Raw genomic sequence first — 23,198 nt, 5'->3', positions numbered from 1 at the left:
GATATGATTATTATTAATGTAAAAGACGGCGAATCATTAGATAAAGCCCTTAAACGTTTCAAAAAGAAATTTGAGAAAACCGGTGTTTTACGCGAACTGCGTAGTCGCCAGGCTTACGAGAAAAAATCAGTTACCCGCAGAAATGTGGTTAAGCACGCCATCTACAAACAAGGCATGAACATAGAGACTGTGTAATTTTCACAGTTCCTGTTTTGATATATTAAAACTATTTGTACTTTGCCTTTTCAGGCTTTGTGCAAATAGTTTTTATGTTTTTAGAGCAGTTTATATCCTACATCAAATACGAAAAGCGGTACTCGCCGCATACCGTTACTGCTTACGAGTCTGACCTGACTCAATTCTACGCTTTCCTGAACGACCCTGAAATTACAGTAAATCATCCTGCTGAGGTTACTCATCAACACATCCGTAGTTGGATGGTGTCATTGATGGATCAGCAATTAACTGCCCGGTCTATAAACCGCAAAGTGGCTACACTACGCAAGTACTTTAGGTTTTTGTTACAAGGGCAGCATATAGCCGCAATGCCTACGGCGCGTATACAAACGCCGAAAATTGCCAGACAGCTGCCGGTAGTGGTAGAAGAAGATAGATTATCAAGATTGCTGGATAATGAAGAAGTTTTTGCTCCCGACTTTGCCGGCCAGCGCGATAAGCTGGTGGTAGAGTTTTTGTTTGGTACCGGTATACGGCTGGCCGAATTATTAGGCATCACCGATGCCGACCTAAATGTGCAGGAAAATGTAGTTAAAGTGCTGGGTAAGCGCAACAAACAACGCATTGTACCAATAAACAAAGAGCTAAGTAACCTGCTGCAACATTACCTTGGATTAAGAAAAAATGAAATTTTTGGTAACAAATCGTTAAAGTTGATCGTTACCAATACAGGAGCCGATGCTTATCCTAAGATGATATACTTGATAGTGCAGAAATATTTAACACATATCTCAACCCAGCAAAAACGAAGCCCGCATGTGCTGCGGCATACTTTTGCTACCAGCCTGCTTAATAAGGGAGCCGACCTTAATGCTATTAAAGACCTGTTGGGGCACGCCAGCCTAAACGCCACGCAAGTATACACTCATAATTCTGTTGAACGACTTAAATCTATTTATAAACAAGCCCATCCAAAGGCAAATTAACAAGGAGGAACAAATGAAAATTACTGTTCATGCGATTCATTTCAGTGCAGACAAGAAGTTAATAGACTTTATTCAGAAAAAAGCCAATAAACTGGAACAGTTTAGCGATAGTATTACAAGTGGTGACGTTTTTTTGCGATTAGAAAACACAGGCGAGGAAGCCAACAAAATAACGGAGTTAAGACTGCTCATTAAGGGTAATCAGCTATTTGCAAGTCATCAGTGCAAAACCTTTGAAGAGGGTGCCGACCTGGCTGTTGAAAGCCTGCGTAAGCAAATACAGAAGCATAAGCAGAAGCAAAACGCAATAACCGATGCAGCCCGAAAAGTTGAAACCGGTGCGTTAGAAGAGGATGAATACTGATTATCAACAACATAAAACTAAAAAAATCAGCAGGTCAAAAACCTGCTGATTTTTTTTTAAAAAATATTTTGCGCGGTGGTAAATGTGTGTATATTTGCATTCCCTTTCGGAGAGGTATTAACTACGAAAAGGGATGGTTCTTTAAATACTTAAATACGCCTCCTTAGCTCAGCTGGTAGAGCAACTGACTTGTAATCAGTAGGTCATTGGTTCGATCCCGATAGGAGGCTCAAGTTTAACAGGTAATGTTAAAAGCATGAAACTTAACTGTATATTTGCCCCGGCAAAAAAAGCAGGTTTGCATCCTTAAACATTAAGTAAGAACTTGGGGAGATACCAGAGCGGTCAAATGGGGCGGACTGTAAATCCGCTGCTTCGGCTACGAAGGTTCGAATCCTTCTCTCCCCACAATATTAATCAACGAGTGAATTGTTGATTGAGTGAACAAGTGATTAAATAGTCTTTATTCGCTTATTTCTTCAATCACTAATTCACTCTTTGTGTAAACTGCGGAAGTAGCTCAGTTGGTAGAGCGATAGCCTTCCAAGCTATAGGTCGCGAGTTCGAACCTCGTCTTCCGCTCAGTTTCAAGGTATGGTTGCATTAAAGTGATGAAGCTGTATTTGGAGTAAAAAGATAATAAGCCGACGTAGCTCAGGGGTAGAGCACTTCCTTGGTAAGGAAGAGGCCAAGGGTTCAAATCCCTTCGTTGGCTCGGCGTTAAATAAACGACAATTAAGAATAAATTAACCTACAAACATTTATAAATCATGGCAAAAGAAAAGTTTGACCGCAGTAAGCCGCACTTAAACATCGGTACTATCGGTCACGTTGACCACGGTAAAACAACACTTACCGCCGCTATTACAAAAGTATTAGCTGATGCAGGTTTATCTGAAGCTCGTTCTTTCGATTCTATCGACTCTGCTCCAGAAGAAAAAGAACGTGGTATCACCATCAATACTGCACACGTTGAATACTCGACTGCAAACCGTCACTATGCACACGTTGACTGTCCAGGTCACGCCGATTATGTGAAAAACATGGTTACTGGTGCTGCTCAAATGGACGGTGCAATCTTAGTGGTTGCTGCTACAGACGGCCCAATGCCTCAAACTCGTGAGCACATCTTGTTAGCTCGTCAGGTAGGTGTACCAGCGTTAACTGTTTTCATGAACAAAGTTGACATGGTTGACGATCCTGAGTTATTAGAGCTTGTTGAGATGGAAATCCGTGAGTTATTATCATTCTATGACTTCCCTGGTGATGACATCCCGGTAATTCAAGGTTCTGCCTTAGGTGGTTTGAACGGCGAGCCGAAATGGGTTGAAAAAATTATGGATTTGATGAATGCTGTTGATAACTACATTCCAATTCCTCCACGTTTAACTGACCTTCCTTTCCTAATGCCAGTTGAGGACGTATTCTCAATCACCGGTCGTGGTACTGTTGCTACAGGCCGTATTGAGCGTGGTGTTATCAACTCTGGTGAGCAAGTAGATATCCTGGGTATGGGTGCTGAGAACTTAAAATCAACCGTTACTGGTGTTGAGATGTTCCGCAAAATCCTTGACCGTGGTGAAGCTGGTGACAACGTAGGTTTATTGTTACGTGGTATTGAGAAAACCGATATCCGTCGTGGTATGGTTATCTGTAAACCAGGTTCAGTAACTCCTCACACCGATTTCAAAGCAGAGGTTTACGTATTATCAAAAGCAGAAGGTGGCCGTCACACTCCATTCTTCAACAAATACCGTCCGCAGTTTTACTTCCGTACCACTGACGTAACTGGTGAGATTTCGTTAGCAGAAGGCGTAGAAATGGTTATGCCTGGTGATAACGTTACTATCACAGTATCTTTAATCAACGCTATCGCGATGGAAAAAGGTTTACGTTTCGCTATCCGCGAAGGTGGTCGTACAGTAGGTGCAGGTCAGGTAACTGAAATCTTAAAATAAGACCAAGCCAACCGCCCCCTAAAGGCGGCAAAAGGTAAGGTTAATTTATAAACAAAGTACTCGGCCTTGTGCCGGTACTTTGTTTTAAGAATTAAAAGCATACACGGGAATAGTTCAACGGTAGAATAGAGGTCTCCAAAACCTTTGATCAGGGTTCGAATCCTTGTTCCCGTGCTTCTAAGTAGTTTAAACAAATGTCAGCAGTAACTGAATATATCAAAGAATCTTATATTGAGCTAACCGAAAAGGTAACCTGGCCTACCTGGCGCGAGCTTCAAAGCAGCGCGGTGTTGGTGCTGGTGGCTGCAATTATGATTGCTCTGGTTATTTTTGGTATGGATCAGGTTATCGGTTACGTTTTAAGACAGTTTTACAGTTCACTTGCCTAATTAATTTTCGAGTAAAGATGAGTGATCAGTTAAAATGGTATGTAGTTAGAGCCGTAAGCGGTAAAGAAAAAAAAGTAAAGCAGTATATTGATGCTGAGGTAAACCGCTTAGGCATTTCGCACCTTATTCCACAGGTATTAATTCCAACAGAAAAGTATTATCAAATGCGCGATGGCAAGAAGATTGCCAAAGAGCGTAATTATTTCCCTGGATACGTGATGATGGAAGCAGCTCTTGACGGAGAGCTTGAGCATATCATCAAAAACATCAACAGTGTTATAGGTTTTTTAGGAGATAAAGCAGGTAATGCGATCCCTTTGCGGCAGGCAGAAGTTAACCGTATATTAGGTAAGGTCGACGAGATGGCAGCGCAAGGCGAAACGGTTGCAGTTCCTTATTACGTAGGCGAAAATGTTAAAGTAATGGACGGTCCGTTCAACGGCTTTAGTGGTGTAATTGAAGAGGTAAATGAGGAGAAGAAGAAGCTGAAAGTGATGGTGAAAATCTTCGGCCGCCGAACTCCTTTAGAGTTAAACTACATGCAGGTAGAAAAAGAATAATATTAAAAATAATTTGTATTCGGCCCGTAAAGTTCATATCTTTGCGGGCCGAATTTTTTTTAGTTCGGCACTTAAATGTTACATTGCTTCCAACTTACTAACATTAAGTACATTAAATTTTATTAAAGATGGCAAAAGAAGTCGGTGCGTTAGTAAAACTACAAGTTAAGGGTGGCGCTGCAAATCCATCACCTCCAATTGGGCCTGCATTGGGTGCGAAAGGTGTGAACATTATGGAATTTTGCAAGCAATTCAATGCACGTACTCAGGATAAACCTGGTAAAGTGTTGCCGGTAGTAATTACTGTGTATACCGATAAGTCATTCGATTTTATCATTAAAACTCCTCCGGTTGCTATACAGCTGTTGGAGGCTTCTGGCTTAAAAGGCGGTTCGGCTGAGCCTAACCGTAAAAAAGTTGCCAATGTAAATTGGGAGCAAGTTGAAGCCATTGCTAAAGATAAAATGCCTGACTTAAACGCATTCACAGTAGAATCGGCCATGAAAATGGTGGCTGGTACTGCTCGCAGCATGGGTATTACCGTTTCTGGTACAGCACCCTGGAATTAATAATTAACACACAAATCAGTTTAAGACAGTGGCTAGATTAACAAAAAATCAAAAAGCAGTACTATCAAAAATTGAGGCTAACAAAGCATACTCCTTGCAGGATGCCACTAACTTAGTTAAAGAAATAACTACAACTAAGTTTGACGCATCTGTTGACATTGACGTACGTTTAGGTGTTGACCCACGTAAAGCCAATCAAATGGTGCGTGGTATAGCAACCTTACCTCATGGAACCGGTAAAACTGTGCGCGTTTTGGTGCTTTGTACTCCTGACAAGGAGCAAGAGGCAAAAGACGCCGGTGCAGATTATGTAGGTTTGGATGATTATATTGCTAAAATAGAAGGCGGATGGACTGATGTTGACATTATCATCACTATGCCAAGCGTAATGGCTAAGGTAGGACGTTTAGGCCGTATTTTAGGTCCGCGTAACCTTATGCCAAACCCTAAATCAGGTACTGTAACTCCAGAAGTGGGTAAAGCAGTAACTGAGGTTAAAGCTGGTAAAATCGATTTTAAAGTTGACAAAACCGGTATCATCCATGCCTCAATAGGAAAAGTATCTTTCCCTGCCGACAAAATTTATGAAAATGCTTTGGAAGTTTTGCAAACCATTTCAAAATTAAAACCGTCAGCAGCTAAGGGCACATATTTTAAGAGCATTCATGTTTCTTCAACTATGTCGCCAGGAATTGAAGTTGAAACCAAAACAGTAACAGGCATTTAATCATGAATAAAGAAGAAAAATACGAACTGGTTGAAGCTCTAACCGAGCAGATCAAAGAGTATGGTAATTTCTATATTACTGATACTGCAGATTTAACTGTTGCTAAAGTAAACGACATTCGTCGCAAATGCTTCGATGCCAATATTACAATGCAGGTAGCAAAAAACAGCTTGATCAAAAAAGCTTTAGAAGCTGCCGACGGTGATTTCGCTCCTTTGTACGATACATTAAAAGGCACATCAACTATATTGTTCTCAAAATCAGCTAAAGCTCCGGCTCAGTTGATAAAGGATTTACGCAAAAAAGGCGACAAGCCTGTTTTAAAAAGCGCTTACGTTTACTCGGCTGCCTTTGTTGGCGATAGCCAGTTAGACGCGTTGCTGACGCTTAAATCGAAAGAAGAATTGGTTGGCGAAATTATTGGCTTACTGCAATCTCCTGCTAAAAATGTACTTTCTGCTCTGCAATCAGGCGGAACTACTATCGCAGGTTTGGTTAAAACATTACAAGAAAGAGAAGGTTAAGCGTCCACCTTTAAGGAAGCATATTAGAACAAAGTATTCAAAGTTAAAAAAAGAAATAAAATGGCAGATTTAAAATCGTTTGCTGAACAGTTAGTAAACTTAACAGTAAAAGAAGTTAACGAATTAGCTCAGATCTTAAAAGACGAGTATGGTATTGAGCCTGCTGCTGCAGCTGTAGCTGTTGCTGCTCCTGCTGGTGGTGGTGATGCACCTGCTGCGGCTGTTGAGCAAACTGCATTTGACGTTATCTTAAAAGAAGCTGGCGGTCAGAAATTAGCAGTTGTTAAATTAGTAAAAGATTTAACTGGCTTAGGCTTAAAAGAAGCAAAAGACTTAGTTGACGGTGCACCAAAAGAAGTTAAAACTGGTGTAACTAAAGAAGAAGCTGAATCTTTGAAAAAATCGTTAGAAGAAGCTGGAGCAGTAGTTGAAGTTAAGTAATTTAACTCAATAACGCCCAAAGCAATAAGACTCCGACCTGTATTTGGTCGGGGTCTATTGTCGTTTATAATGTTTTCATTTTTGTTTGAAGTTCAGGAACAACTTTAAATAAACCCATAAGAGTTTAATTCATATTAAAATTATAATCCCTTGGCAAACAAAAATAACCAAAGAGTGAACTTTGCAACCAGCAGGCATGTCCTTGACTACCCTGACTTTCTGGATGTACAGTTAAAATCTTTTCAGGAATTTTTCCAATTGGAAACCACTTCAGACAACCGTCACAAGGAAGGCTTGTTTAAAGTGTTTGCCGAAAACTTCCCGATCTCCGACTCGAGAAATATTTTCGTTCTGGAGTTTCTGGACTATTTTATTGATCCGCCGCGCTACGATATACAAGAGTGTATCGACCGTGGTTTAACTTACAGCGTGCCTTTAAAAGCAAAGCTTCGCCTTTCATGTAACGATGAAGAACACGAAGACTTTGAAACCATTGTACAGGATGTTTACTTAGGTACAATCCCATACATGACACCTAAAGGTACTTTTGTTATCAACGGTGCTGAGCGTGTAATTGTTTCGCAATTGCACCGTTCGCCAGGTGTGTTTTTTGGCCAAAGCCGTCACACCAACGGTACTAAATTGTACTCCGCCCGTGTTATTCCTTTCAAAGGTTCATGGATTGAGTTTGCTACAGACGTTAACAACGTAATGTATGCATATATTGACCGTAAAAAGAAATTCCCTGTAACTACCTTACTTCGTGCTATTGGCTACGACTCGGACAAGGATATCCTTGAACTGTTTGAGTTGGCTGATGAAGTTAAAGTGAGTAAATCAGGCCTTAAAAAATTTGTAGGCCGTAAGCTTGCAGCAAGGGTGCTTAAAAAATGGGTTGAAGACTTTGTGGACGAAGATACCGGTGAAGTGGTATCTATTGACCGTAACGAAATCATCCTTGAGCGCGAAACTATCTTGAATGATGACAACATTGATATGATCATCGATGCTGGCGTAAAAAGCATTATCCTGAACAAGGAAGATGCATCTACCAGCGGTGATTATACCATTATATATAATACTTTACAAAAAGATACTTCCAACTCGGAGAAAGAGGCTGTTGAGCACATTTACCGTCAGTTACGTAACGCCGAACCGCCTGATGAGGAAACCGCACGCGGTATTATCGATCGTTTGTTCTTCTCTGATAAAAGATATGATTTGGGCGATGTGGGCCGTTACCGCATCAACCGTAAATTGAAGCTGGATACGTCAGACGAGATTAAGGTATTAACCAAGGCAGACATTATTGCCATCGTTAAATACTTAATTAAGCTGATAAACTCTAAAGCTGAGGTGGATGATATTGACCACTTGTCAAACCGTCGTGTTCGTACGGTAGGCGAGCAGTTGTATGCGCAGTTTGGTGTAGGTTTAGCACGTATGGCTCGTACCATCCGTGAGCGTATGAACATTCGCGACAACGAGGTGTTCACACCAACCGACCTGATTAATGCACGTACATTATCATCAGTAATTAACTCTTTCTTTGGTACCAACCAGTTATCTCAGTTTATGGATCAAACCAATCCATTGGCCGAGATTACTCACAAACGCCGTTTGTCGGCGCTTGGTCCAGGTGGTCTGTCGCGTGAGCGTGCTGGTTTCGAGGTGCGTGACGTTCACTATACCCACTATGGCCGGTTGTGTACCATTGAAACACCAGAAGGACCAAACATCGGTTTGATTTCTTCATTGTGTGTGCATGCTAAAATTAACAACTTAGGTTTCATTGAAACGCCATATAAACGCGTTGATAACGGGGTAGTAGCTGTTGATGAGCCGGTAATTTATCTATCTGCAGAAGACGAAGATGGTAAAACCATTGGTCAGGCTAATGCAGTTTATGATGATCAAGGTAACTTTGCTACACCACGTGTTAAAGCCCGTTTCGAGGGTGACTTCCCAGTAATTGAGCCAGAGCGTTTAGATTACATGGATATTGCTCCTAACCAGATTACTTCAATCGCAGCGTCGCTGATTCCGTTCTTAGAACATGATGATGCTAACCGTGCATTGATGGGTTCAAACATGCAGCGCCAGGCTGTGCCGCTTTTACGCCCTGAGGCGCCAATTGTAGGTACAGGTTTGGAAGGCCGTGTAGCGAAAGACTCGCGTACTTTGGTTAACGCTGAAGGTAATGGTGTGGTTGAGTATGTAGATGCGAACGAAATTCGTATTAAATACGACCGTACTGAGGATGACCGTTTGGTTTCTTTCGATGACGACATTAGGTCTTACCGCTTAATTAAGTTTCAGAAAACTAACCAGAGCACCACGATGAACCTTAAGCCAATTGTTAAAAAAGGCGAGCGGGTTGAAAAAGGTCAGGTGTTATGTGAAGGTTACGCTACACAAAATGGTGAGCTGGCTTTAGGCCGCAACATGAAAGTAGCATTCATGCCTTGGCAAGGTTACAACTTTGAGGATGCGATTGTAATTTCTGAGCGTGTTGTATCTCAGGATATCTTTACTTCGTTACACGTTGAAGAATTTGAACTTGAAGTTCGTGATACTAAACGTGGTGAAGAAGAATTAACACCAGATATTCCTAACGTATCTGAAGAAGCTACAAAAGACTTGGACGAAGACGGTATTATCCGTGTTGGTGCTGAAGTTAAAGAAGGCGACATCCTGATTGGTAAGATTACCCCGAAAGGCGAGTCTGACCCATCACCGGAAGAAAAACTGTTACGTGCTATCTTTGGTGACAAAGCCGGCGACGTAAAAGATGCTTCTTTAAAAACTCCGCCATCTATCAGCGGTGTAGTTATTGACACTAAATTATTCTCTCGTGCCAAAAAGACTTCTAAAGCAGAAGAAAAAGCACAATTAGAGAAATTAGATACCAAACACGAAAGGGCAATCAAAGAACTTAAAAACCGTTTGGTTGACAAGTTATTTGAAATTGTAAACGGCAAAACCTCACAAGGTATTTTCAATGTTTACAAAGAGCTTTTAGTACCTAAAGGCGTTAAGTTTACTCAGAAAACACTGGCCGAACTTAATTACGAAAACATCAATCCAACTAAGTGGACAACTGACGATGATAAAAACGATCAGATTAAGTTGTTACTTCATAACTACGGTATCAAAGTTAACGAAGAATTAGGTGGCTACCGCCGTGATAAGTTTGCAATTAGCGTAGGTGATGAGTTACCATCAGGTATTGTGCAGATGGCTAAAGTTTACATCGCTAAAAAGCGTAAGCTTAAAGTGGGTGATAAAATGGCCGGTCGTCACGGTAACAAAGGTATTGTTGCCCGTATAGTGCGTGATGAGGATATGCCGTTCCTGGAAGATGGTACTCCAGTTGATATTGTGTTGAACCCACTGGGTGTACCATCGCGTATGAACTTGGGCCAGATTTACGAAACTGTATTGGGTTGGGCTGGTAAAGAGTTGGGAATGAAGTTTGCAACCCCGATTTTCGACGGTGCAACTTACCAAGAGGTGGAAGACTGGATTGCTAAAGCAGGTTTACCGGCTACCGGTCGTACTTATTTACACAATGGCTTAACCGGCGAGCGTTTTGACCAGCCAACTACAGTAGGTATCATCTACATGCTGAAACTGGGCCACATGGTTGACGATAAAATGCACGCCCGTTCAATCGGTCCGTACTCATTAATTACACAACAACCGTTGGGTGGTAAAGCCCAATTTGGTGGTCAGCGTTTTGGTGAGATGGAGGTTTGGGCATTGGAGGCCTTTGGTGCTGCCAACATTCTGCAGGAAATCCTGACCGTTAAATCGGATGATGTTATTGGCCGTGCTAAAACTTACGAAGCCATTGTTAAAGGTGAAAACCTGCCAACACCTTCGGTTCCTGAGTCATTCAATGTATTGGTTCATGAGTTGAGAGGTTTAGGTCTGGACATCACGTTAGAATAATAAAGATTGATTAGTGAAGGATTGGATGAGTAGTCATTCAATCCTTTGTTAACTTTTATGTGCAAGGAAAGCAGTTTTAAAATAACTGCTTATTCACTAAATCATTAAAAAAGATATATGTCTTACAAAAAAGATAATAAAATCAAAAGTAACTTCACCACCATTACCATCAGCTTAGCCTCACCCGAGTCTATCCTGGAGCGTTCGAGCGGTGAAGTTTTAAAGCCAGAAACCATTAACTACCGGACTTACAAACCCGAGCGTGATGGTTTGTTCTGCGAGCGTATTTTTGGTCCGGTAAAAGATTACGAATGTCATTGCGGTAAATACAAACGTATCCGTTATAAAGGCATCGTGTGTGACCGGTGTGGTGTTGAAGTAACCGAAAAAAAGGTACGTCGCGAGCGCATGGGACACATTAACCTGGTGGTTCCGGTTGCGCACATCTGGTATTTCCGTTCGTTACCAAACAAAATTGGTTACTTACTGGGTTTACCAACCAAAAAACTTGACTTAATTATATACTACGAGCGTTATGTGGTAATTCAGCCTGGTGTTAAAGAAACTGACGGAATCTCTAAAATGGATTTCCTGACAGAAGAAGAATACCTTGATGTATTAGATACGTTACCAAAAGAAAATCAGTACCTCGACGACAAAGATCCGCAGAAATTTGTCGCCAAAATGGGTGCTGAAGCTTTGGAAGAGTTATTAAAACGTATCGACTTAGATCAGCTTTCTTATGATCTACGTCACCAAGCAGCTAACGAAACTTCTCAGCAACGTAAAAATGAAGCGTTAAAACGCTTGCAGGTTGTTGAGGCTTTCCGTGATGCTAAAACACGCATTGACAATAACCCTGAGTGGATGATTGTAAAAATCGTTCCGGTTATTCCACCAGAGTTACGTCCGTTGGTGCCGTTAGAAGGTGGCCGCTTCGCTACTTCCGATTTGAATGACCTATACCGTCGTGTTATCATCCGTAACAACCGTTTAAAGCGTCTAATCGAAATTAAGGCTCCTGAAGTAATTTTACGTAATGAGAAACGTATGCTACAGGAAGCTGTGGATTCGTTATTTGATAACTCACGTAAAGTTAACGCTGTTAAAACCGAAGGTAACCGTGCCCTTAAATCACTTTCAGACATCTTGAAAGGTAAACAAGGTCGTTTCCGTCAAAACTTATTAGGTAAACGTGTGGATTACTCTGCCCGTTCGGTAATTGTGGTTGGACCAAACCTTAAATTACACGAGTGTGGTTTACCAAAAGATATGGCTGCCGAGCTGTTTAAACCATTTATCATCCGCAAAATGATTGAGCGTGGTGTGGTTAAAACAGTTAAATCAGCTAAAAAAATTGTTGACCGCAAAGACCCATTAGTTTGGGACATTCTGGAAAACGTATTAAAAGGTCACCCGGTGTTATTAAACCGTGCACCTACGCTGCACCGTTTGGGTATCCAGGCTTTCCAACCAAAACTGGTGGAAGGTAAAGCTATCCAGTTACACCCGTTAACCTGTACCGCATTCAACGCCGACTTTGACGGTGACCAGATGGCTGTGCACGTACCGCTTGGTAATGCTGCTATTCTGGAAGCCCAAATTTTGATGTTGGCTTCGCACAACATTCTTAACCCTGCTAACGGTACGCCAATTACAGTACCATCTCAGGATATGGTTTTGGGTCTTTATTATATTACTAAAGGCCGTAAAACTGATGAAAAGCGTGTAGTAAATGGTCAGGGCTTAAGCTTTTACTCTGCCGAAGAGGTAATTATTGCCTACAATGAGAAGAAAGTTGACTTGCATGCTTTTATCAAGGTTAAAGCTAACGTAAAAGAGCGCGATGGCAGTATTGTTAACAAATTGATTGAAACTACCGTTGGCCGCGTGTTATTTAACCAGCACGTACCTGAAGAAGTAGGTTACATCAACGAACTGTTAACTAAAAAATCACTGCGTGATATTATTGGTGAAGTTGTTAAAAACACAGGTATGGCCCGTGCAGCCCAGTTCTTGGACGACATTAAGGAATTAGGTTTCCAAATGGCATTCCGTGGTGGTTTATCGTTCAACCTGCAAGACGTAAATATTCCTGCTCAAAAGGTTGACCTGATTGAGCAGGCTTCGCGCGAGGTTGAAGAGGTAATGAACAACTACAATATGGGTTTCATTACCAACAACGAGCGTTACAACCAAATTATTGACATCTGGACCCGTATCAACAATCGCTTGACTGCGAATGTGATGGAAATCCTATCTACCGATAACCAGGGCTTCAACTCTGTTTATATGATGCTGGATTCGGGTGCACGTGGTTCTAAAGAGCAGATTCGTCAGTTAGCCGGTATGCGTGGTCTGATGGCCAAACCGCAAAAATCAGGTTCGGGTGGCGAGATTATCGAGAACCCGATCTTATCAAACTTTAAAGAAGGTCTGTCGGTACTAGAATACTTTATCTCTACCCACGGTGCCCGTAAAGGTTTGGCGGATACGGCGTTAAAAACTGCGGATGCTGGTTACCTAACCCGTCGTTTGCATGACGTTGCCCAAGATATGATCGTAGGCGAAACTGATTGTGGAACATTACGCGGTATATTCACCACTGCCCTTAAAGATAACGAGGACATTGTTGAGCCATTATATGATCGTATTTTAGGCCGTACATCATTGCATGATGTATTTGATCCTATTACCAATGAGCAATTGGTATCTGCTGGTGAAGATATTGACGAAGAAATTGCTAAACGCATCGAGAACTCTCCGTTAGAAGGTATCGAGATTCGTTCAGTATTAACTTGCGAAAGTAAACGTGGTGTATGTGCACTTTGCTACGGCCGTAACTTGGCTTCGGGCAAACGTGTTCAAGCCGGCGAGGCGGTGGGTGTTATTGCAGCACAGTCTATCGGTGAGCCTGGTACACAGTTAACCCTGCGTACTTTCCACGTGGGTGGTACTGCATCAAACATTGCGGCAGAATCTCAGATCAATGCACGTTACGATGGTATCATCGAGTTTGAAAACGTACGTACGGTACCTTTCGAAACCGACGAAGATGGTACTGTTGAGGTGGTATTAGGTCGTTCGGGTGAGTTCCGTATCATTGAGCCGGGCAGCAACAAGGTGATCATGACCAACAACATCCCTTATGGTTCTTACCTGTACATTAAAGATGGCAGCAAGATTACCAAAGGTGAACGTATCTGTTCATGGGATCCGTACAACGCCGTAATTATTTCGGAATTTGCAGGTGTTGCCAAATTCGACGCCGTATTAGAAGGTATCACTTTCCGTGAGGAGTCTGACGAGCAAACCGGTCACCGTGAAAAGGTAATTATCGATACCCGAGATAAAACTAAAAACCCGGTTATCCAGATTACAGAGCGCGGCGGCGATTTGATTAAAGGTTATAACATCCCGGTAGGTGCGCACATCGCTATCGAAGAGGGTGAGAAAATACAAACTGGACAAGTTATTGCTAAAATACCTCGTTCAACCGGTAAAACGCGAGATATCACCGGTGGTTTACCACGTGTAACCGAGTTATTCGAGGCACGTAACCCGTCTAACCCGGCTGTAGTAACCGAGATTGATGGTGTGGTAACTTTAGGTGGTGTAAAACGTGGTAACCGCGAAATCACTATTGAGTCGAAAGACGGTCAGGTTAAAAAATACTTGGTGCCATTGTCTAAACACATCCTGGTACAGGATAATGACTTTGTTAAAGCTGGTATGCCATTATCAGACGGTTCAATTTCTCCTGCCGACATCCTGGCTATCAAAGGTCCGGCTGCAGTGCAAGAATACCTGGTTAACGGTATTCAAGAAGTTTACCGTTTGCAAGGTGTGAAAATTAACGATAAGCACTTTGAAGTTATCGTTCACCAGATGATGCAGAAAGTATCTATCGAGGATCCGGGCGATACCCGCTTCCTGGAAAGAGAAGCTGTTGACAGCTGGGACTTCATGATCGAGAACGATGATATTTACGACAAAAAGGTAGTAGTAGAACCAGGTGATTCAACCACGTTGAAAGCTGGCCAGATCGTATCGTTACGCAGATTGAGAGACGAAAACTCTTCATTGAAACGTAAAGATCAGCAACTGGTTGAGGTAAGAGATGCCATCCCGGCAACTTCAAGCCCTATACTGCAAGGTATAACTCGTGCGTCGTTAGGCACTAAGTCGTTCATCTCTGCGGCATCGTTCCAGGAAACAACTAAAGTACTAAACGAGGCTGCCATCGCTGGTAAACGCGACTTAATGTTAGGTTTGAAGGAAAACGTAATTGTTGGTCACTTAATACCATCAGGTACTGGTTTACGCGCTTACGATAACATTCGTGTAGGTTCTCAGGAAGAGTTTGATCGCTTAATGGCGTCAAAAACTGAAGACGTAGAAGCTTAATCGAGTAATCGAATAAATTTAAAGGCCACTTTGCTTAAGCAGAGTGGCCTTTTTTGTCTTGAATATAAGAGTTTTGCAATGTGAAGAACTTTGTAAGGTTTTGATCATTTTATTTAACTTCAATTCGTATGCTTTTGTAATTTAGTAACATGGAAGAAATAAATGAGGGGCAACTAAATATTGAATTAACAGAGGAAATTGCAGAAGGAGTATATTCAAACCTTGCCGTAATAACACACTCCAATGCCGAATTTGTAGTTGATTTTATCAGAATTATGCCTGGTATACCTAAAGCAAAAGTTAAATCCCGTATTATACTTACTCCCGAGCATGCTAAGCGTTTGTTATCGGCCCTAGAAGATAATGTCGAGAAATATGAAGCAGCGAATGGTCGCATCAAAGTACAATCCGAAAACCCAGGTTTTCCGATAAATTTTGGCGGCACAGTCGGTCAAGCTTAGTAAAAATCAAACAGAAACACTTCAAGCTTGCGCGACGTATAACGTAATAATACGCTATTATATTATTTTAGCTATTCTTTTAATTTACGTATGTTTATACATTGAAAATCGTTAAAACAAAATATTAAGTATTAATATAAATTTTCGTTTTGCGATTTGTTCAAGAAATGGAATAATTGTTTTATATTATTTCAATTATTTACCTAAAATATTATCTTTGTTGTAATGTGCGCTCAACTCTGTTATTATACTATATAGCCATAACAAGTATATAATTTTTTAATGAATTCGAAAAACGTTTTGTTGATCAGTCATAATTATGCACCGGAGCCTACAGGCATTGGTAAGTACAATGGCGAAATGATTGACTGGTTGGCAAAAAATGGCTATAACTGCACAGTTGTCACCACCTTTCCGTACTATCCGCAATGGAAGGTACAGGAACCCTATACCAATCGGTGGTTTAAAAAAGAAATTGTAAATAATCCATCAAGCGGTACAAAAGTTACTGTTTATAGATGCCCATCTTATATTCCGTCGCAACCAAGCGGTAAAAAGCGCATGGTACAGGATTTATCATTTTGGATTTCAAAGTCGTGGGTGATTTTGAAACTTCTAATGCTTTCTAAAAGATTTGATTTAATTATTACAGTTGCGCCGCCTTTCCATCTGGCGTACCTGGGTTTAATGGTTAGAAATTTTACTGGGGGTAAAATCTTATATCATATTCAGGATTTACAAATCGAAGCTGCTCAGGATTTGGGAATGCTGTCTAACAATAAATTGTTAGATAAGCTGTACGAGGTAGAAGCAAACATCCTTTCTAAAGTTGATTTTGTGAGTACCATATCCGAGGGGATGATTGAAAAGGTGGCTGCCAAAGTTGATAAAGAAGTAATATTTTTTCCTAATTGGGCTGATACTTCTTTCTTTTATCCCATTGCAGACCGCGAAAGCTTAAAAACATCATGGGGATTTAATGCTGACGATTTGGTGGTGCTTTACTCGGGCGCTATAGGGGAAAAGCAGGGTTTAGAAAACGTAATTCATGCCGCAGACCTATTACGGAACGAAACAAAAATTAAGTTTATTATCTGCGGATCTGGCCCATACAAAGAAAGGTTAGTTGAGATGGCTAACGAGAAAAACTTAACTAACTTGATTTTTATGCCTGTACAGGACAAGGATAAGTTTAACGAGTTTTTGAACATGGCTGATTTACATTTGGTACTGCAAAAAGCAAACGCAGGAGATTTAGTAATGCCATCAAAATTAACTACTATATTGGCCGTTGGTGGTGCGAGTATAGTAACTTGTTTGCCTGGTACCTCACTGCACAACCTACTAAGCAAATATAATCTCGGTTACATCATCGAGCCTGAGAGTTACGAACTGTTAGCCCAAAAGATAAAAGAAATTCAGCATCAGCAAGGCGATACAGAGCAGAAATGCGGCAATGCCCGTGAATATGCAATCAAATATTTGAACATTGACAATGTAATGGGCAGCTTTGTCGAAAAGGTATTTGGCGCACAGGCAGTGCCGGCACAGTTAAATTAATGTATATACAAGCTTTATTGCTAATATAAAATATCACAAAGTTTACACACATATGAAAAAAGCGTTGCTTACGGGCATAACAGGTCAGGATGGAGCCTATTTAACTGAGTTACTACTCAGTAAAGGATACGAAGTTCACGGCATCAAACGTCGTTCTTCTTTGTTCAATACCGATCGTATTGATCACCTTTATCAAGATCCGCATGAGGCCAATCCAAGACTGGTATTACATTACGGCGATTTATCAGACTCAACTAACCTTATCCGTATTATTCAGCAAGTACAACCCGACGAGATTTATAATTTAGGTGCAATGTCGCACGTAAAGGTTAGTTTCGATACTCCTGAATATACAGCTAACGCTGATGGTATTGGTACCTTGCGTTTGTTAGAAGCTATCCGTATTTTAGGTTTAGAGAAAAAAACTAAAATTTACCAAGCTTCTACTTCTGAGCTTTATGGTTTGGTACAAGCCGTTCCTCAATCAGAAACTACTCCGTTTTATCCACGCAGCCCTTACGCTGTAGCCAAAATGTACGCTTACTGGATTACCGTAAATTACCGCGAGGCTTATGGTATTTATGCCTGTAACGGTATTTTATTTAACCACGAAAGTCCCCTGAGAGGCGAAACGTTCGTAACCCGTAAAATTACACGCGCTGTGTCTAAAATTGCTATGGGTCTGCAGGATAAATTATACCTGGGCAACCTGGACGCTCAACGCGACTGGGGACATGCCAAAGACTACGTAGAGGCTATGTACCTGATTTTGCAACAAGATGAGCCTACCGATTACGTTATTGCTACAGGCGTAACCACTCATGTACGCGATTTTGTTAAAATGGCATTTGCTGAGGTAGGCATTACTGTAGAATTTAAAGGTGAAGGTGTTGACGAAAAAGGTTATATCGTATCTTGTTCAAATCCTGAATTCCAGGTAGCCGAAGGTACTGAAGTGGTTGCGGTTGATCCTAAATATTTCCGTCCAACTGAGGTTGAGTTGTTGATTGGTGACCCAACCAAATCAAAAACCAAATTGGGCTGGGAACCTAAGTACGATCTGAAAGGCTTAGTGTCTGAAATGGTTGCTGCTGACGTTGAACTGTTCCAACGCGAAAAATTACTGAAAGAATCAGGTTATAAAATTAAAAACCAGTTCGAATAAGCTTCGGCTCATGGAAAAAGAAGCAAAGATTTACATAGCAGGGCACCGCGGTATGGTGGGCTCTGCTATCATGCGTAAATTAGAAAAAGAGGGCTTTACTAATTTTGTTACGCGTAACTCCGGCGATCTTGATTTACGTAATCAGCAAGCGGTAGCAGACTTTTTTGAACAGGAAAAGCCTGATTATGTATTTTTGGCTGCTGCTAAAGTAGGGGGTATTGTTGCCAACAACACTTACCGGGCCGAGTTTTTATACGACAATTTACAAATTCAAAATAACATCATCCATTCTTCGTACCTAAATGGCGTGAAAAAGCTGATGTTTTTGGGTTCGAGTTGTATTTATCCTAAAATGGCTCCGCAGCCGTTACAAGAAGATTACCTGTTAACAGGTACCTTAGAGGAAACCAACGAGCCTTACGCTATTGCCAAGATTGCTGGTATTAAAATGTGTGATGCTTACCGTTCACAATATGGTTGCAACTACATCTCTGTAATGCCTACCAATCTGTATGGTTACAACGATAACTATCATCCTCAAAACTCTCACGTTTTACCGGCTTTAATCAGAAGGTTTCATGAAGCTAAAGAACAGGGAGCCGAATCAGTAACTATATGGGGAACCGGATCACCAAAAAGGGAGTTTTTGTTTGCCGATGATTTGGCCGCAGCCTGTTACTATCTGATGGAAAATTATAATGAGCCTGGCTTGGTAAATATCGGCACCGGCGAAGATTTATCTATCAAAGAACTGGCAGAGCTGGTTAAAGAAACTGTTGGTTTCGAGGGTGCCATCGATTTTGATACCTCAAAACCAGATGGTACACCACGTAAACTGATGGATGTATCAAAACTTCACAGCCAGGGATGGAAACACACCATCGATCTACCTGAAGGGGTAAGCTTAGCTTATCAAGACTTCTTGACTAAGCAGGTTGTGAAACAATAATATTTGCCAAATTATAAAAAATGAAAATAGCAGTTGTAGGAACTGGTTACGTAGGTTTAGTTACCGGAACCTGTTTAGCCGAAACCGGTAATGATGTGACGTGTGTTGACATCAACGAGAAAAAAGTTGCGATGATGAAGGAAGGTAAACTTCCTATCTACGAACCAGGCTTGGAGCTTTTATTCCACCGGAATATTGAGCAAGGCCGTTTGTCGTTTACCACCAATCTGGCCGAAGGTATCAAAGAAGCTAAAATTATATTCTTAGCCTTGCCAACCCCTCCGGGCGGTGATGGTGCAGCCGACCTGAGCTACGTACTTGGTGCAGCTGGTGATATTGCCAAGCTTTTAACCGAGTACAAAGTAATTGTTACAAAGTCAACTGTGCCTGTAGGTACTGCTGATAAAGTAACTGCCGTAATGCAGCAGCACGCTGCTGAAGGCATTACTTACGCTGTGGTGTCTAATCCTGAGTTTTTAAGAGAGGGTGTAGCGGTTGAAGATTTTATGAAGCCTGACCGTGTGGTAGTAGGTACTACTGATGAGAAAGCCCGCAAACTGATGGCCGAACTGTACGGCCCATACGTACGTCAGGGTAACCCGATTGTATTTATGGACGAGCGTTCGTCAGAGTTAACCAAATATGCGGCTAACTCTTTCCTGGCTACCAAAATTTCATTCATGAACGAAATTGCTAACTTGTGCGAACTGGTTGGTGCAGACGTGGACATGGTGAGAAAAGGTATTGGCGCTGACGAGCGTATCGGTAAACGCTTCCTGTTTGCAGGTATAGGTTATGGTGGTAGCTGTTTCCCTAAAGACGTACAGGCTTTAGCTAAATCGGCAGAAGAGAACCAATACGACTTTAAAATCCTGAACTCGGTGATGGACGTAAACGAGATTCAGAAAAACGTATTGACCGAAAAAGTAAAGAAATATTACAACGGTGATTTAAAAGGTAAACATTTTGCCCTTTGGGGACTGGCCTTTAAGCCGGAAACTGACGATATCCGCGAGGCTCCTGCATTGTACATCATTGACGCTTTAGTAGAAGCCGGCGCTACTGTAACTGCGTTTGACCCTGAGGGTATGAAAAACGTTGAGCAGATGATTGGCGATAAGGTTAAATATGCTGACAACCAGTATGATGCATTGAAAGATGCTGACGCTTTATTGATTGTTACCGAGTGGTCTCTGTTCCGTACGCCAGACTTTACAAAAGTAGAGAGCCTGTTAAAAGCTAAAGTTATTTTTGATGGCCGTAACCTTTACGACCTGGATAAGATGATTGATTGCGGCTTCTATTACAACTCTATTGGTAGAAAAGTAGTAAGTTAATCAAAGGATAGTCTGTCGTTTACAAATTAAGTTTAACTTCATAACAAGCATAATAGCTTAACCATTCACACAAAAATTCGTTAATAATGGATATAAAAGGGAAAAGAGTTCTCGTTACAGGTGCAGCCGGCTTTTTGGGTTCGCATTTATGTGATCGTTTCATTAAAGAAGGTTGCCATGTAATAGGTATGGATAATCTTATCACAGGTGATTTAAAAAATATTGAGCATCTGTTTAAACTTGAAAACTTCGAGTTTTACAACCATGATGTTTCTAAATTTGTGCACATACCGGGCCAATTGGATTACATCCTGCATTTTGCAAGCCCTGCATCACCAATTGATTATCTAAAAATTCCTATCCAAACCCTTAAAGTTGGTTCATTAGGTACTCACAACCTTTTAGGTTTGGCAAGAGCTAAAGATGCCCGCATTTTAGTAGCCTCCACTTCTGAAATTTATGGTGACCCTACTGTAAATCCGCAACCGGAAGAGTACTGGGGTAACGTAAATCCTGTAGGCCCTCGTGGTGTATACGATGAAGCTAAACGCTTTCAGGAAGCTATCACTATGGCATATCATACGTTCCATGGTGTTCAAACCCGTATTGTGAGAATCTTTAATACTTACGGACCAAGAATGCGACTGAATGACGGACGGGTATTACCTGCTTTCATCGGTCAGGCTTTAAGAGGCGAGCCTCTGACTATGTTTGGTGATGGTTCTCAAACCAGAGCTTTCTGCTACGTTGATGATTTGATTGAAGGTATTTACCGCTTATTATTGAGCGATTACGTACAGCCAATGAACGTTGGTAACCCTGACGAGATCACCATTCGTGAATTTGGCGAAGAGATCATTAAATTAACTGGTACCGATCAGCAGTTAATCAGTAAGCCACTACCTACTGATGACCCTAAACAACGCAGACCGGACATCACCAAGGCAAAAGCTATATTAGGTTGGGAGCCTAAAGTATCAAGACAAGAAGGTTTGAAAATTACCTACGAGTACTTCAAATCTCTTCCTCAGCATGTTATTGAGCATAAAGAGTTTTCTCAGTACATGAAATAACTGTATTCAAGACTTTAAATATTATCGCCCGTAGGTATTCATTTATCTACGGGCGTTTTTATGACTGAACATTCTAAGTTTTCCCTACTTCAATGTTGTATGGTATAAGGAGGGCCTGACGTCTAAATTAGTAGTGTAATGATGTTTTTTATGCGCTTTATTGAACGTAATCTCATTTCATGATGTAATTTCCTATCTGGAAGACTGGTTGCTGATGTTAAGAGTATAAGTAAATTCTAATCAAAAATGGTAGCAATTATATAGGTTGTGTTGTGATTAGTGTATCTGTCATCTTATTTTAACAGTGTGTCTTTTACCTGTAATAGTTAAAAAGAAATATAAAAATTCCTTAAAACGAAAAAGGCTCCGGAAGAAATTCCGGAGCCTTTTCATTTTAAGGATAACGATTATTCGCTATCGTTTTGATTACTTGCTAATTTTGTGCTTTTATCGGTTGTTGATTTTTTTGATTTTTTCTCAGCAGCGGCAGCAGCTTTTTTCTCTTTCCTTTCATTAGCCATAGCTTCTCTTTTGTCTGAATCTGTTTTAGGAGAAGCTTTCATTTTGTAGTCCCAAGTGCTGGCTTTGAAGTTTTCAATTTTAGACTCTACTGATTTAGAAATCTCAGCTTTATCTTTTTCAGCAGCAGCAGGATCAATGGCCGCACCAGCAATAGCATTGGTTGCTAACTGGGTGCTTGGGCGGTTATCAGTACCACTTGCACGTACTATTGAGCTGGCATATTTACCTTGAACAAATAAGTCGTCTATAGTAGTGTCATAAATATTACGATCCGGATCAGTTACATCTTTAGTAGCAAAAAAGTCACGGCATTGAGGGAAGTACAACCAAAAAGCTGGAGTTTCTCCTACAGTAGCGCCAGCAACCTGAGCTGACATCAATGGAGCTAAACCTACAATGCGGGTAACGATCATTGAACGTTTTTTATCAAAATAGATATCCTCTTTAGTTCTGAATTTAGTAACGCGGGCTGCGTTAAAGTCGTTCAATACCATTCTTGAACCAATTTTATTGCCGTTTTGGTCAAATTGATCAACCATTACGCTGTCTTGTAATTTGGATAGTGCTTTGCCTAAAGCTAATGGTTTTGCAAAAGTGCTGTCGTTATTGGTAGCGCTTGGCTCGTAAGCAGTTAATTTACCAGTTCTCAAACCTTCTAACACGATGTCGGCTAATGTAGCACCAGGAGTGTTGAATAAAGAGTTTTTAGGATCATTTACGTCAATATCGCGCCATACACGTTTGTAAAACTTTACATCGCGGCTATTGATGCCAGGGTAGTTAAACGCTTTTGCGTTAGTGTACATCTCATTTTTCTCGTAACCGTCAGCTGGTAGTGGCTGGTTAGGAGGTAATACGTCAGCAGCGTTGGTAGCTGGAGCGGTGTTTTGAGCTAATGTGTTAGTCTGGTAGCTTTTTGGTGCTTTGTTTAAAGCAGTTTTAGCTTTTACAGAAGTGCGGGCTTTAGTGCTTTTAGCTTTTCTTTTTTGAGCATCAGCGGTAGTAGTTACCGACACTACTCCAAGAACACAGAAAGCAGCTATGAAAATTTTATGAGTTAATGTTTTCATCGTCT

The 23,198-nt window shown here is 41.2% G+C and carries 19 protein-coding genes and 5 tRNA genes; 23 read left to right on the top strand and 1 reads right to left on the bottom strand.

The genetic code is table 11. The annotated features are described in order from the left end of the window. The first annotated feature begins 3 nt into the window (after positions 1-3). The 23 genes from rpsU (at position 4) to AAGR14_RS18525 (ending at position 21,601) form a co-directional block, all read left to right on the top strand. Positions 4-195 carry a 30S ribosomal protein S21 gene (gene rpsU / locus AAGR14_RS18635; RefSeq protein ID WP_342645748.1) on the top strand — a complete coding sequence of 64 codons (192 nt, stop codon included), beginning with the start codon at positions 4-6 and terminating at the stop codon, positions 193-195. A 59-nt stretch (positions 196-254) separates the two neighbouring features. After that, positions 255-1,163 carry a tyrosine-type recombinase/integrase gene (locus AAGR14_RS18630; RefSeq protein WP_342645747.1) on the top strand — a complete coding sequence of 303 codons (909 nt, stop codon included), beginning with the start codon at positions 255-257 and terminating at the stop codon, positions 1,161-1,163. A gap of 13 nt (positions 1,164-1,176) precedes the next feature. Further along, positions 1,177-1,527: an HPF/RaiA family ribosome-associated protein gene (locus tag AAGR14_RS18625; protein WP_342645746.1), complete on the top strand. Its 351-nt coding sequence runs from the start codon at positions 1,177-1,179 to the stop codon at positions 1,525-1,527. 157 nt (positions 1,528-1,684) lie between these two features. Then, a tRNA-Thr gene (locus AAGR14_RS18620) sits at positions 1,685-1,757 on the top strand. Between the two features lie 97 nt (positions 1,758-1,854). Beyond that, positions 1,855-1,935: transfer RNA gene (locus AAGR14_RS18615), tRNA-Tyr, on the top strand. A gap of 101 nt (positions 1,936-2,036) precedes the next feature. Further along, positions 2,037-2,109, top strand: a tRNA-Gly gene (locus AAGR14_RS18610). Positions 2,110-2,170: 61 nt separating this feature from the next. Then, positions 2,171-2,242 (top strand) — tRNA-Thr (locus tag AAGR14_RS18605). Between the two features lie 55 nt (positions 2,243-2,297). Further along, positions 2,298-3,485, top strand: a complete 1,188-nt coding sequence (gene tuf, locus AAGR14_RS18600) for an elongation factor Tu (RefSeq protein WP_342645745.1) — start codon at positions 2,298-2,300, stop codon at positions 3,483-3,485. A gap of 103 nt (positions 3,486-3,588) precedes the next feature. Continuing rightward, positions 3,589-3,659, top strand: a tRNA-Trp gene (locus AAGR14_RS18595). A 20-nt stretch (positions 3,660-3,679) separates the two neighbouring features. Next, a complete protein-coding gene (secE, locus tag AAGR14_RS18590) occupies positions 3,680-3,874 on the top strand; it encodes a preprotein translocase subunit SecE (RefSeq protein WP_342645744.1) in 195 nt (64 codons plus the stop codon). A gap of 17 nt (positions 3,875-3,891) precedes the next feature. Continuing rightward, positions 3,892-4,434, top strand: coding sequence for a transcription termination/antitermination protein NusG (nusG, locus tag AAGR14_RS18585; protein WP_342645743.1), 543 nt, complete (start codon positions 3,892-3,894; stop codon positions 4,432-4,434). 128 nt (positions 4,435-4,562) lie between these two features. Beyond that, positions 4,563-5,003 carry a 50S ribosomal protein L11 gene (gene rplK / locus AAGR14_RS18580; RefSeq protein WP_342645742.1) on the top strand — a complete coding sequence of 147 codons (441 nt, stop codon included), beginning with the start codon at positions 4,563-4,565 and terminating at the stop codon, positions 5,001-5,003. 28 nt (positions 5,004-5,031) lie between these two features. After that, positions 5,032-5,730 (top strand): 50S ribosomal protein L1, encoded by a 699-nt coding sequence (gene rplA / locus AAGR14_RS18575; RefSeq protein ID WP_342645741.1) that lies wholly within the window; start codon positions 5,032-5,034, stop codon positions 5,728-5,730. A gap of 2 nt (positions 5,731-5,732) precedes the next feature. Further along, positions 5,733-6,254, top strand: a complete 522-nt coding sequence (gene rplJ / locus AAGR14_RS18570) for a 50S ribosomal protein L10 (RefSeq protein ID WP_342645740.1) — start codon at positions 5,733-5,735, stop codon at positions 6,252-6,254. Between the two features lie 60 nt (positions 6,255-6,314). Next, positions 6,315-6,695 (top strand): 50S ribosomal protein L7/L12, encoded by a 381-nt coding sequence (rplL, locus tag AAGR14_RS18565; RefSeq protein ID WP_342645739.1) that lies wholly within the window; start codon positions 6,315-6,317, stop codon positions 6,693-6,695. Positions 6,696-6,845: 150 nt separating this feature from the next. Continuing rightward, positions 6,846-10,649 carry a DNA-directed RNA polymerase subunit beta gene (rpoB, locus tag AAGR14_RS18560; protein ID WP_342645738.1) on the top strand — a complete coding sequence of 1,268 codons (3,804 nt, stop codon included), beginning with the start codon at positions 6,846-6,848 and terminating at the stop codon, positions 10,647-10,649. Between the two features lie 117 nt (positions 10,650-10,766). Continuing rightward, complete coding sequence (gene rpoC, locus AAGR14_RS18555) at positions 10,767-15,056, top strand: DNA-directed RNA polymerase subunit beta' (protein WP_342645737.1); 4,290 nt, start codon at positions 10,767-10,769, stop codon at positions 15,054-15,056. A 149-nt stretch (positions 15,057-15,205) separates the two neighbouring features. After that, on the top strand, positions 15,206-15,517 hold the full coding sequence (locus tag AAGR14_RS18550; RefSeq protein WP_342645736.1) for a DUF3467 domain-containing protein: 312 nt from the start codon (positions 15,206-15,208) through the stop codon (positions 15,515-15,517). Between the two features lie 282 nt (positions 15,518-15,799). After that, positions 15,800-17,077 carry a WcaI family glycosyltransferase gene (locus AAGR14_RS18545; RefSeq protein ID WP_342645735.1) on the top strand — a complete coding sequence of 426 codons (1,278 nt, stop codon included), beginning with the start codon at positions 15,800-15,802 and terminating at the stop codon, positions 17,075-17,077. A 52-nt stretch (positions 17,078-17,129) separates the two neighbouring features. After that, entirely contained in the window at positions 17,130-18,242 is a 1,113-nt protein-coding gene (gene gmd / locus AAGR14_RS18540) for a GDP-mannose 4,6-dehydratase (protein ID WP_342645734.1), read from the top strand. Between the two features lie 10 nt (positions 18,243-18,252). After that, complete coding sequence (locus AAGR14_RS18535) at positions 18,253-19,191, top strand: GDP-L-fucose synthase (protein ID WP_342645733.1); 939 nt, start codon at positions 18,253-18,255, stop codon at positions 19,189-19,191. A 20-nt stretch (positions 19,192-19,211) separates the two neighbouring features. Beyond that, positions 19,212-20,528, top strand: coding sequence for a UDP-glucose/GDP-mannose dehydrogenase family protein (locus tag AAGR14_RS18530; protein ID WP_342645732.1), 1,317 nt, complete (start codon positions 19,212-19,214; stop codon positions 20,526-20,528). Between the two features lie 92 nt (positions 20,529-20,620). Then, the gene (locus AAGR14_RS18525; protein WP_342648706.1) at positions 20,621-21,601 is read left to right on the top strand and encodes a UDP-glucuronic acid decarboxylase family protein; all 981 of its coding nucleotides are present in this window, start codon (positions 20,621-20,623) and stop codon (positions 21,599-21,601) included. Between the two features lie 407 nt (positions 21,602-22,008). Here AAGR14_RS18525 and gldN read toward each other — a convergent pair whose 3' ends face one another. Further along, positions 22,009-23,193, bottom strand: a complete 1,185-nt coding sequence (gene gldN, locus AAGR14_RS18520) for a gliding motility protein GldN (protein ID WP_342645731.1) — start codon at positions 23,191-23,193, stop codon at positions 22,009-22,011. Between the last annotated feature and the right edge of the window lie 5 nt (positions 23,194-23,198).

Source organism: Mucilaginibacter sp. CSA2-8R (assembly GCF_038806765.1).
Lineage (GTDB): Bacteria > Bacteroidota > Bacteroidia > Sphingobacteriales > Sphingobacteriaceae > Mucilaginibacter.
The sequence above is the reverse complement of the archived record's forward strand: the minus strand, read 5'-3'. Positions and strand labels throughout refer to the sequence as shown.